Consider the following 12,139-nt stretch of genomic DNA (forward strand, 5'->3'; position numbering starts at 1 on the left):
ACGGATGAGGTATTCGTTTGCGCAGCATTTCCGGTATCGCCGGCCGCCTTCCGGCCCTGATCGCTCTTCTTGTTCTGCTTGCCGTTGGGCCAGGGCTGTCTGCGTCCTCATCGCTCGCGCAGGATGCGTCCGCGACCACGGAGCAGGCCGCGAAAGCGGCGGTGAACCCGGTTGACGACGCGCGCCGGCAACTGGAACAGGCCAAGCAGCAGCTCGACGCGATCGAGAAACAGCTGACGCCGGCGATTGGCGACGACGACAAGCTCGTCGACATGATGGACCAGGTGGAAAAGGTCAGTCGCGCTGTCATCCAGATCTCCGTCGATCTGCGCCCGAGCTTCGATCAGCTCAAGAGCCGCCTCGAGCAACTCGGCGATCCGCCGGCAGAAGGGCAGCCGGCGGAAGCGCAGATCGTCACCGATGAGCGCAACCGGCTGAAATCGGAGCGCGCGGAAATCAATGCGCTGACCGGCCAAGCCGAATCTCTGTCGACCGAGGCGAGCCAGCTTGGCACCGCCATCACGATCGCGCGCCGGGACATGTTCTCGAAGAAGCTCCTGGCCCGGCGCGATATCACGCTGGATCTGTTTGCGACCGCCTGGACCATGGCCGGCCAGGAGGGGGCCACACTCGAACGGACGTTCGGCAGCTGGACCTCGTTCATCTGGCGCTTCAAGGCGGTCTATTTCGGCGGCGCGCTGATGGGTTCTCTGGCGTTCGCCATTGTGCTGATGATGACGATCAGGCGACTGTTCGGTTCGCTTGTACGTCGCGACAGGACACAGGAGGCGCCGAGCTATCTCAGCCGGCTTTCGGTCGCCTTCTGGTCGACCACCATCTCGACGCTGTCGTTCACAACGTTCCTCACAGTCTCCTACACGCTTTTCGATCGCTTCAACGTATTGAGGCAGGACGTCGCGCCGATCATTGCCGCCTGCTTCGGCATGACCGGGATGGTCTTCTTCGTCTGGCGGCTTAGCAAGGCGACGCTTGCGCCTGGCGACGTCCAGTGGCGACTGGTGAACGTCTCGAATGGTGGCGCCAAGTCGCTTGTCCGCGTCTTCACGCTGATGGCGGCTGTCAACGGCTTCGACTACGTGCTGGAAGCGATCAGCACCACCGCAGGCTCGGATCTGATCCTGACGGTGGTCAAAAGCCTCATCGCGTCGGTGATCATCGGCCTGCTGCTGATCGCGCTGTCATTTTCCCGGCCCATCCTCAACAGCAGCGGCGACCCCAAGGATCCCGGCCGGCCGCTCCCGCATTTCGCGGCGATCCTGCTGCGCATCTGCGGTGCCGCGATCATCCTGCTCTGCCTTGCCGGCTATGTCAGCCTCGCGCGCTTCCTGTCCACGCAGCTGATCGTCACCGGCGCGGTGGTGATCACCGTCTATATCGGCATCCTGTCCGGCCGGGCCGTCTCCGAGCAGAACGGATTTCCGCGCACGGCCGTCGGGCGCTATATCGGCGAGCGGTTCAAGATCGAGGCCAAGACCCTCGACCAGCTCGGTCTCGCCGTCGGCTTCTTCATCTACATCTTTGCGCTGCTGGCGGGCTTTCCGCTCATTCTCCTGTCCTGGGGCTTCCAGTTCGCGGATATCGAGCGTTGGGTCTACCGGATCTTCACCAACATCACGATCGGCAGCTTCTCGATTTCCATCGTCGGAATTCTCGGCGGGTTGATCATTTTCGCCATCGCGCTCGTTGTTTCGCGCCTCTTCGAGAACTGGCTTGACCGCAACGTTCTCGGCCGCACCTACATGGACACGGGCGTGCGCAACTCGGTCAAGACGGGCGTCGGCTATCTCGGTATCGGCATCGCCATCATGTTCGGCCTGTCGGCGGCCGGCATCAGCCTGTCGAACCTCGCTCTCGTGGCCGGTGCTCTTTCACTGGGTATCGGCTTCGGTCTGCAGAACATCGTCTCCAACTTTGTCTCGGGACTGATCCTGCTCGCCGAACGGCCGTTCAAGGTGGGCGACTGGGTGGTGACCGGAACGACGGAAGGCTTCGTCCGGCGCATCTCCGTGCGCGCCACGGAAATCGAGACGTTCCAGCGGCAGACGATCATCGTGCCGAATTCCGAGTTCATCAACAGCTCGGTCGGCAACTGGACGCACCGCAACAAGATCGGCCGGATCGAGATCATGGTCGGCGTCTCTTATGATTCGGATCCGCGCCGGGTGCTGGAGATCCTGAAGGAGATTGCCGACGGGCATCCCAAGCTCCTGCATTTCCCCGAGCCGATGGTGGTCTTTGCGAATTTCGGCGATTCCTCGCTCGATTTCGAATTGCGCGCCTATCTTGCCGACATTCTCGACGGGCTCGGTGTTCGCACCGAAATACGCCTGCAGATCTACGAGCGCTTCAAGGCCGAGGGCATCGAAATCCCGTTCCCGCAGCGCGATCTCAATATCAACATGAAGTCCGAAAAGATCGCCGAAGCGGTTCGGGCGGCGCGCGACGTCGGCCGCTGGCCGGAGGAGTTTTCCGGCCGCAAGCGCGGCAAGCGGCCGGCTGCCGATATTTCCGAACTGGAGAACGAGGGACATCCGGATATTCCGGAAGGGGACGGCAATGTCGAGGATGGGGCGGACGGCCCGAACCAGCAATAGTCACGGTCATGCCATCATTCAGGCAACATTCATCATCGATCGACTATGGATAAGGCCATGACGTGTGTGGCATGCTCTGTGCCAGACACAGGAACGACAACAGAGGGCGGCGCCCCGTGTGCCGGAAGAACATGAAAAGATTTCTTGTTGCACTGCTGATTGCCGGAGCCGGATCAACCTTTGCGCATGCCGCGACCGTGACCAATAAGGATGGCGAAACTGTGGTTCTGGTGGTCGTGGAAGGCGGAAACCGCATGGACGTCGCGATCGACGCGGGCGCGACCGAAACCATCTGCCCCACAGGCTGTTTCGTCACCCTGCCGAACGGCGACCGCGTGGGCCTGAGCGGCGGCGAGACCGTCGAGATCGTCAAGGGGTCCGCCCAGGTCAAGTAACTCTGCCCGGCGGTGCCGCTCGCGCACCGCCACCAATCCCATCGTGAGCCACGCTGCGAGTATCCGCCAAACACCGATGCCGATCCGCTCACGGGGATTAAACATTTTTAAAAACGTCAAAGCTATAACATCCTGAAATGACTTGAGGGGATGGGTTCGTATGGCGTTTTTGGGAATTTCCGGGATGCATTACTCCGGCGCTTCTTTGAAGGGACACAGAGTGCTCCTGGCGGAAGATTCCAATGTTTACATTTCGATGATCAGCAAGCGGCTCAAGGAGCTTTTCGACATTGACGTCGAGGTCTGCCGCAATTTCGAACAGCTGCAGTATGTCTACGAGCGCTCCAGCGAGCCGGTCGCCATCGCCATCACCAACATGAACCTGCCAGGTGCCGAGAGCGGGGAGGCCCTGAGCTATCTCGTCGATCTCAGCGTTCCGACCATCGTGTTCACCGGTGCCTTCCACGAGAAGATCCGCGAGGAGATCCTGGCGAAGGAAATCGTCGACTACGTCATCAAGGACAACATGTTCGCCGTCGACATGCTGGCGGAGTCGGTCTGCCGCTATCTGACCAATCAGCGCCACCACGTGCTGATCGTCGATGACAGCCCGACGGCGCGTGCGCTCCTGTCGACGCGGCTGAGGCGCTACAATTTCCGCGTCAGCCAGGCTGACAGCGGCATGAAGGCTCTGGAGCTCCTGAAACAGAATCCAGACATCGGCCTGATGATCACCGACTACAACATGCCGGACATCGACGGCTTCGAACTGACGAGGCGCATCCGCGCGAGCATCGGTTCGCATCAGTTGCGGATCATCGGCGTTTCCTCGTCCACGAACCGGCTGATGTCGGCGCGTTTCCTGAAGGCCGGCGGCAACGATTTCATCCTGCGTCCCTTCGTGGACGAGGAGTTCTACTGCCGGGTCAACCAGAATCTCGATACGCTGACGCAGATTCGCGCCAACTTCGATGCGGGTTCCGTAACCACTTCTCAATTGTCTGCTGCTATAGGTTGAAAATTCTGGCGCGTTAAGATAAAGCGCTCTCGATTTTCCTGCAAAGATATCGAAGAATATCGCAGGAGGGCGGAGCGCCATCTGGCGCAAGCTGTCTGAGTTTTCAACTTTTCGGTGAAGGCTTGAGGGGAAAATGTCATTTAACGGCGACATGACGGCAGTTGGGCAGGGTGGCAATAGCGGTGTCAGGGGTACCGTCGTCCTGGTCGAGGACACCCGGCTTTTTTCAAAGGTTCTCAGTCACCGGTTCTGCGACGAACTTGGCCTTTCCGTGGTGCATGTCGCATCGCTGGCAGCGCTCAAAGACCTGGTCGAGCGCGGGGAGCGCTTCGAACTCGCGGTGGTCGATCTGACGCTGCCGGATTCGTCCGACGGCGAGGTCGTTGACTACACCTCCGACATGGGCATTCCGACCGTGGTCTTCACCGGCCGCTTCGATCGCGACATCCGCAATGTGCTGATGCAGCGCAGGGTTGTCGATTACGTGATCAAGGACAGCGAGCGGGCGATCAATTCGGTCGTCAACACGGTGAAGCGCTTCTTCAACAATCAGTCGAACACGATCCTAGTGGTCGACGACATGAGCTCCGTGCGCAGCAACCTGGTCGAACTGCTGAAGCTGCAGCGCTACAACGTCATTGGTGTGGGAACCGGGCTGGAGGCACTCGACGTGCTGAACCGCTTCCCGGAAGTCGAGCTCATGATCACCGATTACGTGATGCCGGACATGGACGGCTACGAACTCACGCAGCGGGTGAGACGGATGTTCGAGACTGATGAACTCGGCATCATCGGCATTTCGTCTTCCTCGGATCGGCTGCTGTCGGCAAATTTCCTGAAGGCCGGGGCGAATGATTTTATCTATCGGCCCTTCGTCGAGGAAGAGCTTCTCTGCCGCGTCGCCAACAGCCTCGACATGCTGCAGCAGATCCGCAATCTCAAGCGCGCGGCTGCCTGCGACTACCTGACCGGCCTCTTCAACCGGCGCTATTTCTTCGACCGGGGGCCGCGGCAGATCGGCATCGGCCAGCGCGAATCCATTCCTTGCAGTATCGCCATCCTCGACATCGACCACTTCAAGAAGCTGAACGACACCTACGGACACGAGATCGGCGACCGGGTGCTGATTGCGGTCGCGCACAAGCTCGAAAACCTTCTCGACGGCTCGCCGCATCTTCTGTCTCGACTTGGCGGCGAGGAGTTCGGCATCCTGATGACCGGGCTCGATTCCGCCGCCGGCACCGATTATTGCGATTGGCTGCGGCACGAATTGTCGCGGGTCCGCATCGTTGCCGACGACGAGGACCTGACGATCACCGTGTCGATCGGCGTCAGCGGCATCGAGGGCGGCGAAACCTTCGACAACCACCTCAACGCCGCCGACCAGTTCCTCTACATGGCCAAGCATCAGGGGCGCAACCGGGTCTATTCCGACGCGCTGATGGCCGCTTCCGTGTCCGCCGCCGAATAGGGCCGGGCAGGGCGGCGGCGGAGCTCGCCACTGTCGCAAACTCGGTCGTCAGGACGCTCTGGATGTGGCGAGCGTCATCTTCCGGTCGGCGCGTTCCTGCTGCGGGGACCGATTGTAGACTTCGCGATAACACTTCGAGAAGTGCGAGGCCGAGACGAATCCGCAGGCGACCGCCACCTCGACGATCGGCATGTTGGACTGCACCAGCAGGTGCCGGGCGCGGTCCAGGCGGATTTCGAGATAGTACCGGGCCGGCGAGCGCCCCATCTCCTGGCGAAACAGGCGCTCGATCTGCCGGCGGGAGAGGCCAGCGCTGTCGGCGATGTCGAGCAGCGATACCGGCTCGGCGAGATGGTTTTCCATGAGTTCGATGATCGACAGGACCTTGGCGTTTTGCACGCCGAGGCGGGCGCGCAATGGCAGGCGCTGCCGGTCGTGGGGATTGCGCACGCGGTCGGTCAGTGCCTGCTCGCAGATGCGGTTGACGAGGCTTTCGCCGAAGTCCCGGCCGATGATGTCGAGCATCATGTCCAGCGAGGCGGTGCCGCCGGCGCAGGTATAGAGATTGCCATCGATTTCGTAGAGGTCGGCATAGACTTCCGCCTGCGGGAATTTCTCCGAGAAGCCGGGCAGGTTCTCCCAGTGGATGGCGCAGCGCTTGCCCTTCAACAGGCCGGCCTGGGCAAGCACATAGGCACCGGTACAGAGAGAGCCGACGGCGACGCCGCGATTGTAGATCTCGCGCAGCCAGGCGAACACCGACTTGTTCTGGAATTCCTCGACATTGATCCCCGAACAGAGGAGCACCATGTCCGGCCGCGTGTCGCTCGACAGAAACCGTCGCTCCTCGACAAGCGGAAGGTCGGCTTCGATGGCTATACCGGAGGACGAGAAGACCGGCTTTCCGTCCGTCGACACCATGCGCCACTTGTAGGCGCTGTAGCCGAGCATGCGATTGGCGATCCGGAGGGCTTCGATGGCGGCGGTAAACGGCAGCATCGAAAAGTTGGGGACGAGGAAGAATACGATAGAGCGCTTTATTTCCGGCGTTTTGCTCATGAGAGAGGCTTTTCCATGCTCACGGTTTCCAGGTTGAATGTCTCACCGCGAAAACAGTGACCTGGATGTCTCAAATGCGACACTGACATGGAAGAACCCGCCATGGAAGAGGGAGCGGGGCAGGCAATGTGAAAATTCTCCGGCTCCCGCATGCCTGCGCTTTGCCTGCGTGCGGGAGCATTGCTTCTGTCCTCAGCGGACGAACGCCCGGAAATGCCGGGCCCAGTCGGCAAGCTTCCTGCGCTCTTCCCTGATTGCGGTTTCGTCCGCCTCCAGGCCGACGTCGTCGCGCAGCCAGTAGGGCAGGCCTTCGATGTCATGGCGCGAGGATGTCGGAGCTCGGTTCCAGCCGTTCCATGCCTTTGTGAAACTTACGAATACACTTCCCAGAAACATCGTCGTTCTCCTGTGCTTGATGGCAGCAGGTTCGCTGCTGAGACCAATATCGGGAAGAGTTGACATTCAATCAAACGAAATGATATCCATCTTAAGGTCAAAAAAATTGAAAGGATGCCGCCGTGAACGTCGTATTCCGCCAGCCCCTGCCGCTGCTTGAGACCGACATCCTCAGGACGTTCGTCTCGATTGCCGAGACAAACAGTTTCTCTGCTGCTGCGGACATGGTGCTCAGAACACCTTCGGCAGTCTCGATGCAGATCAAGAAGCTGGAGGAGCAGCTCGGTGCGACACTGTTTCGCCGCGACGCACGGTCGGTGTCCTTGACGGAAAATGGCGAGATGCTGCTGGCCTATGCCCGGCAAATCCTGACGCTTTCCAACGAGGCCGTGTCCCGCTTCCGGTTCCCGGAAATGAGCGGCGTCGTCCGGCTTGGGGCGACGGACGATTCCGGCGAACGCATCCTGCCCAATATCCTCAAGCGCTTTGCCGAAGCCTGCCCGGGCATTCTCGTGGACGTGACGATCGACTCCTCCTCCAATCTGCGCAAGCGGCTTCAGGAAGGACGGCTCGATCTGGCGCTGGTGAACTCCTATCCGGGCACCGGGGGCGACGGCGAGGAAGTCGTGCTGCGCGAGAAGCTCGTCTGGGCCGGCGCCAAGTGCGGCAATGCCTTCCGCAAGGATCCGTTGCCGATTTCCATCTGGGAGGAGGGTTGCTGCTGGCGCGCCGATGCTCTGGCACGCCTCGACAAGTCCAAGCGTTCCTACCGGATTGCCTATCTCAGCGCGCATACGATGGCGCAGCGTGCGGCGGTGGTCGCCGATCTTGCGATCGCCCCCATTCCGCGCAGCTATCTCGGCGATCAGATGGAGGCGCTTGGTGATGCCGATGGTCTGCCGGAGCTCGGCCACTTCGAGGTGCGGCTGCTGGCGTCGGCCGAGATGAACAGCGCCGGCGAAGCCGTGGCGGAAAGCATCCGCTATGCCTTTGCCGGGCTCTCGCATGCCGCTGCTGCTGCCTGAGGCCGCGTTCATGGATGTCTCTGCAGACAAGAGTGCCGCGCCGACGCATGCCGACATCCGGCTGGAGGACTTTCCGTTTCGCGCCTATGACAAGCTTCGCTTCGGCGACACCGACCGGCAGGGACACGTCAACAATGCCGTGTTCGCGACCTTCATGGAGACCGGCCGCGTCGAGGCGATCTTCAACCCTGAAGACCCGATGACGGACGCCGAATGCAGTTTCGTTCTGGCCAAGCTCGACCTCGATTACAGGGCCGAGGTGAATTGGCCCGGCACGGTCGATATCGGCACGCGGATCGTTGCAGTCGGCCGCTCGTCGGTGCGCATGGAGCAGGCGGTGTTCCAGAATGGACGCTGCGCCGCCTTTGCCACGACGGTCGTCGTGCAGATGAGCCACGAGACGCGCCGTTCGCACGCTTTTTCCGACCGCACCAGGGCGCGGCTGATGGAAGTTGCCGCGCCGTGATCAGCGGGGGCGGCGCCTCCGGCGTCCGCCGCCCTCTCCACCGTCCGTCGACTGGCTTTTCTCGGGCAGTGTGACGGTCTTTGCCAGTTCGGGGAACGGGTCCGTCTTGTTCGGCAGGGCCATGGCGTCAACGAAGTAGGCTTGAAACTTTGATTCAAGCGCCGTCTCTATCTTGATGATTTTGCTGACGGTTTCCTCGATTTCGCGGCGGAAGCCGCGGTTGAGGAGGCACATGCGAGCCCCGGCACCGGCGGCGTTGCCGACCGCCTTCACCTTGTCGAGGTCGCAATCCGGAATGAGGCCCAGAACCATCGCGTATTTGGGATCTATGAAGGTACCGAAGGCGCCGGCCAGGCTGATGCGGTCGACCTTTTCCACCGCCTGCTTGTCCATTAAGAGCTTCACGCCGGCGTAGAGCGCCGCCTTGGCGAGCTGGATGGCGCGGACGTCGTTCTGGGTGATGGCGATGCGCGGCGCGCCATCGTGCAGGACATAGGAGAAGGTGCGGCCGTTGGCTTCGATGCGGGTCGAGCGCGCGGCGAGCGATCCGTCGACCACGCCGTCTTCGGAAATGATGCCGGCCAGGAACATTTCGGCAATCACCTCGATGATGCCGGAGCCGCAGATGCCGGTGACCTTGACCTTGGCAGCGGCCTCCTCGAAGCCCGGCTCGTCGGACCAGGGTTCGATGCCGATGACGCGGAAGCGCGGTTCGAGCGTTTGCGGATCGATCCGCACGCGTTCGATCGCGCCGGGTGCTGCGCGCTGGCCGCAGGAGATTTCGGCGCCTTCGAAGGCAGGGCCGGTCGGCGAGGAGGCGGCGACCGTGCGGGCAGAATTGCCGAGAACGATTTCGGCATTGGTGCCAATGTCGACCATCAGCATCATCTCGCCCTGGCGATGCACGCCTTCCGACAGCGTCGCGCCGGCGGCATCCGCGCCGACATGGCCGGCGATGCAGGGCAGCGTGTAGACGCGCGTGCCGGCATTCATGACGAGGTCGATCTCGCTCGCCTTCAGGTGGACTGCACCGGAGACGGCAAGCGCGAAGGGCGCACCGCCGAGTTCCGTCGGGTCGATGCCGAGGAAGAGGTGGTGCATGATCGGATTGCCGACGAAGACGCAGTCGAGAATGTCGGCGCGGTCGACGCCGCCATCGGCGCAGACCTTGGCAATCAGCTCGTTGATCGCCTCGCGCACCGCCTTCGTCATGCCCTCGCGGCCGTCGGGGTTCATCATCACGTAGGAGACGCGGCTCATCAGGTCTTCGCCGAAGCGAATCTGCGGATTGGAGGCACCGGCCGAAGCGACGGTGCGGTTCGATAGCAGCGAAGAGAGATGCATGGCGATCGTCGTCGAACCGATGTCGCAGGCAATGCCATAGGCCTCGTTCTTCAATCCCGGATAGAGGGCGATGAGGTGCGGCCTGCCGGCCTCGTCGTCGCGCCAGATGGCGGCGGTCACCTTCCACTCGCCCTTGCGCAGGATCGACTGGACGCGGGGGAGCAGATGCGCGTCGACCTCGAGGTTTTCGTAGCCCCAGTCCTGCTGCAGCATGGCTTTCAGGCGATCGAGATCGCCGAGCGGCTTTTCCATGTCCGGTTCGTCGACTTCGACATAGCACATGTGGACGGCGGGGTTGCGCTCGATGATCCGCTCGTCGGCGGCCTTGCGCACGACCTGCGCATTGACGGCGACGTCCTGCGGCACGTCGATGACGAGATCGCCCTCGATCATCGCCGAACAGGACAGGCGGCGTCCGTCCTTCAGGTCACGCAGCTGCTTGTAGCGCGCCTCCTTGGGGCTGAAGGGGGAAATATGGTCGTTGGAAGAGGTGATGCCGTGCTTGGCGAACTGGCCCTCCTGCACGTCGATCTGGCAGCGCCCGCAAATGCCGCGGCCGCCGCATACGCTCTCGACGTACACACCGAGTTCGCGGGCGGCCTCGAGGACGGCGGTGCCCTTGGGGAAGCGACCACGCTTGCCGGAGGGCATGAAGAGGACGAGGGGATCTTGGGTATCGGTCATTCTGGTCTCTCGGTCCACCGGGTATCGCCCGCAGCAATTTCTGTCCGGCCTTGGCCGGTCTCTATTTGGCAACCGTCTTTTCGAGCGCTTCGCGGATCAGACGTGTATAGGGAATGCCTCTTTCCCGCGCCTTCGCCTTAATCGCCGAAAGCAGGGTTTCCGGAAGCCTCATGTTCAGTTGCGCCGACTTCTTTTCAAACTCGAACTGGACCGGTTTGAAGCCGGACAGGTCGTATTCGGAAAGGTCCGCGTTATCGACGAAGGCTTCCGCCTCTTCATCCGAACGCAGGGCCGGCATTTGCTTGCCCTTACCGTTGTTCATATCGCCTGATCTCCCGTTCATGCATATATCGCGCGCTGATCGGTCGGATGAGTGTTCCGATATCGATTTCGCGCAAGGTGAAAACCACGAAGACATAACGGCCTTCCTCAGTTGTCCCGATCGCCCGCTTTCGCTCTTCTCCAACCTCTGGGTCGGGGTAGATTGAAGGCGTCCTCATGAACACCTGTTCGATTTCCGCTTTCGATAGGCCGTGCTTGGCACATTTGGACCAGTTGCCGCTATCCCAATCGAAACCGGAGACCGCTTGCTTCATGGCTCCATACTACACGTTTGTATATGCAAATGTAAAACGGGACCCATAACGAATCTTATTCCGTTGCACCGCCTTCGCCGACGCGGCCTGCGCGGCCGCCGCGGCGGGCCGGGCGTCCGCCGGCGGCAGGGGCCGGGGAGGCGGCCGCTTCACCTGGGGCTGCCGGCTTGTAGTCGCGGTAGGTCATGATCCAGTTGGCGCAATTGGCGTCAGTGCCGTTCAGCACGTTGGCGGCGCGCACGGCTTCCATTTCCTGCGGGCGGCAGGGGTTCATGATCGCGGACGTCATGCCGGCGCCGATGACCATCGGGATGAAGCCGGCATTGATGCCGTGGCGGTGCGGCAGGCCGAAGGAGATGTTGGAGAGGCCGCAGGTCGTGTTGACCTTCAGCTCCTCGCGCAGGCGGCGCAGCAGCGCAAAGACCTGGCGGCCGGCGTCACCCAGCGCGCCGATCGGCATGACGAGCGGGTCGACGACGATGTCTTCCGGCTTGATGCCGTAGTCCATGGCGCGCTCGACGATCTTCTTGGCAACGGCGAAGCGGACGTCGGGGTCCATCGAAATGCCCGTCTCGTCATTGGAGATGGCGACGACCGGGACGTTGTACTTCTTGATGAGCGGCAGGATGGCCTCGAGCTTTTCCTCTTCACCGGTCACCGAGTTGACCAGCGGGCGGCCCTTGGCGACCTTGAGCGCGGCTTCGATGGCGGCGGTCACCGAGCTGTCGATCGACAGCGGCACGTCGACCAGCTCCTGGACGATCTCCATCGTCTTGACGAGAAGGGCCGGCTCGGTGGCGTTGGGGTCGACGGCGGTGACGCCCGCGTTGACGTCCAGCATGGTGGCGCCGGCTGCGACCTGTTCGATCGCATCCTTCCGGACGGTGTCGAAGTTGCCTTCGACCATTTCGGCTGCCAGCTTCTTGCGGCCGGTCGGGTTGATGCGCTCGCCGATGACGCAGAAGGGCTGGTCGAAGCCGATGACGATCTCGCGGGTTGCGGATGCGACGATGGTACGGGTCATGTTACGTATTCCTCTCCTCGGCGCAGCGCGCCTTCTTCAACGGTCA

Annotated in this window: 12 protein-coding genes; 6 read left to right on the plus strand and 6 right to left on the minus strand. The window is 61.8% G+C overall.

The window, feature by feature from the left end; all coding sequences use genetic code 11:
• Positions 1-17 precede the first annotated feature (17 nt).
• From ACU5AZ_RS18685 to ACU5AZ_RS18700, 4 genes are all read left to right on the plus strand, one after another.
• Entirely contained in the window at positions 18-2,615 is a 2,598-nt protein-coding gene (locus tag ACU5AZ_RS18685; RefSeq protein WP_446823818.1) for a mechanosensitive ion channel domain-containing protein, read from the plus strand.
• Positions 2,616-2,746: 131 nt separating this feature from the next.
• The gene (locus tag ACU5AZ_RS18690; RefSeq protein WP_446823819.1) at positions 2,747-3,010 is read left to right on the plus strand and encodes a hypothetical protein; all 264 of its coding nucleotides are present in this window, start codon (positions 2,747-2,749) and stop codon (positions 3,008-3,010) included.
• Between the two features lie 160 nt (positions 3,011-3,170).
• Positions 3,171-4,028 (plus strand): response regulator, encoded by an 858-nt coding sequence (locus tag ACU5AZ_RS18695; RefSeq protein ID WP_446823820.1) that lies wholly within the window; start codon positions 3,171-3,173, stop codon positions 4,026-4,028.
• Between the two features lie 133 nt (positions 4,029-4,161).
• The gene (locus ACU5AZ_RS18700) at positions 4,162-5,499 is read left to right on the plus strand and encodes a GGDEF domain-containing response regulator (RefSeq protein WP_446823821.1); all 1,338 of its coding nucleotides are present in this window, start codon (positions 4,162-4,164) and stop codon (positions 5,497-5,499) included.
• 48 nt (positions 5,500-5,547) lie between these two features.
• Here the strand turns inward: ACU5AZ_RS18700 and ACU5AZ_RS18705 are convergent, their stop codons facing one another.
• On the minus strand, positions 5,548-6,558 hold the full coding sequence (locus ACU5AZ_RS18705) for a GlxA family transcriptional regulator (RefSeq protein ID WP_446823822.1): 1,011 nt from the start codon (positions 6,556-6,558) through the stop codon (positions 5,548-5,550).
• A gap of 192 nt (positions 6,559-6,750) precedes the next feature.
• Positions 6,751-6,954, minus strand: a complete 204-nt coding sequence (locus tag ACU5AZ_RS18710) for a hypothetical protein (protein WP_446823823.1) — start codon at positions 6,952-6,954, stop codon at positions 6,751-6,753.
• Positions 6,955-7,076: 122 nt separating this feature from the next.
• Between ACU5AZ_RS18710 and ACU5AZ_RS18715 the strand changes: the two genes are divergently transcribed.
• Together ACU5AZ_RS18715 and ACU5AZ_RS18720 are read left to right on the plus strand one after the other, a co-directional pair.
• Positions 7,077-7,979 carry a LysR substrate-binding domain-containing protein gene (locus ACU5AZ_RS18715; RefSeq protein ID WP_446823824.1) on the plus strand — a complete coding sequence of 301 codons (903 nt, stop codon included), beginning with the start codon at positions 7,077-7,079 and terminating at the stop codon, positions 7,977-7,979.
• A 10-nt stretch (positions 7,980-7,989) separates the two neighbouring features.
• On the plus strand, positions 7,990-8,445 hold the full coding sequence (locus ACU5AZ_RS18720; protein ID WP_446823825.1) for an acyl-CoA thioesterase: 456 nt from the start codon (positions 7,990-7,992) through the stop codon (positions 8,443-8,445).
• Here the strand turns inward: ACU5AZ_RS18720 and ACU5AZ_RS18725 are convergent, their stop codons facing one another.
• The 4 genes from ACU5AZ_RS18725 to ACU5AZ_RS18740 all read right to left on the minus strand — a co-directional run bounded on the left by ACU5AZ_RS18725 (position 8,446) and on the right by ACU5AZ_RS18740 (position 12,093).
• Positions 8,446-10,473, minus strand: coding sequence for an ASKHA domain-containing protein (locus ACU5AZ_RS18725; RefSeq protein ID WP_446823826.1), 2,028 nt, complete (start codon positions 10,471-10,473; stop codon positions 8,446-8,448).
• A 61-nt stretch (positions 10,474-10,534) separates the two neighbouring features.
• Positions 10,535-10,795 carry a BrnA antitoxin family protein gene (locus tag ACU5AZ_RS18730; protein WP_446823827.1) on the minus strand — a complete coding sequence of 87 codons (261 nt, stop codon included), beginning with the start codon at positions 10,793-10,795 and terminating at the stop codon, positions 10,535-10,537.
• Positions 10,782-11,069 (minus strand): BrnT family toxin, encoded by a 288-nt coding sequence (locus ACU5AZ_RS18735; protein ID WP_446823828.1) that lies wholly within the window; start codon positions 11,067-11,069, stop codon positions 10,782-10,784. Before ACU5AZ_RS18735 ends, ACU5AZ_RS18730 begins: the two co-directional genes overlap by 14 nt.
• Positions 11,070-11,124: 55 nt before the next feature.
• Positions 11,125-12,093, minus strand: a complete 969-nt coding sequence (locus ACU5AZ_RS18740; RefSeq protein ID WP_446823829.1) for a methyltetrahydrofolate cobalamin methyltransferase — start codon at positions 12,091-12,093, stop codon at positions 11,125-11,127.
• Between the last annotated feature and the right edge of the window lie 46 nt (positions 12,094-12,139).

The sequence above is a fragment of the Rhizobium sp. PAMB 3182 genome, from assembly GCF_052908355.1.

What these genes read in the sequence shown, in the direction of transcription:
- ACU5AZ_RS18690 (WP_446823819.1), top strand. Translation starts at nt 2,747, where the DNA reads ATGAAAAGATTTCTTGTTGCACTGCTGATTGCCGGAGCCGGATCAACC.
- ACU5AZ_RS18695 (WP_446823820.1), top strand. Translation starts at nt 3,171, where the DNA reads ATGGCGTTTTTGGGAATTTCCGGGATGCATTACTCCGGCGCTTCTTTG.
- ACU5AZ_RS18700 (WP_446823821.1), top strand. Translation starts at nt 4,162, where the DNA reads ATGTCATTTAACGGCGACATGACGGCAGTTGGGCAGGGTGGCAATAGC.
- ACU5AZ_RS18705 (WP_446823822.1), bottom strand. Translation starts at nt 6,558, where the DNA reads ATGAGCAAAACGCCGGAAATAAAGCGCTCTATCGTATTCTTCCTCGTC.
- ACU5AZ_RS18710 (WP_446823823.1), bottom strand. Translation starts at nt 6,954, where the DNA reads ATGTTTCTGGGAAGTGTATTCGTAAGTTTCACAAAGGCATGGAACGGC.
- ACU5AZ_RS18720 (WP_446823825.1), top strand. Translation starts at nt 7,990, where the DNA reads ATGGATGTCTCTGCAGACAAGAGTGCCGCGCCGACGCATGCCGACATC.
- ACU5AZ_RS18725 (WP_446823826.1), bottom strand. Translation starts at nt 10,473, where the DNA reads ATGACCGATACCCAAGATCCCCTCGTCCTCTTCATGCCCTCCGGCAAG.
- ACU5AZ_RS18730 (WP_446823827.1), bottom strand. Translation starts at nt 10,795, where the DNA reads ATGAACAACGGTAAGGGCAAGCAAATGCCGGCCCTGCGTTCGGATGAA.
- ACU5AZ_RS18735 (WP_446823828.1), bottom strand. Translation starts at nt 11,069, where the DNA reads ATGAAGCAAGCGGTCTCCGGTTTCGATTGGGATAGCGGCAACTGGTCC.
- ACU5AZ_RS18740 (WP_446823829.1), bottom strand. Translation starts at nt 12,093, where the DNA reads ATGACCCGTACCATCGTCGCATCCGCAACCCGCGAGATCGTCATCGGC.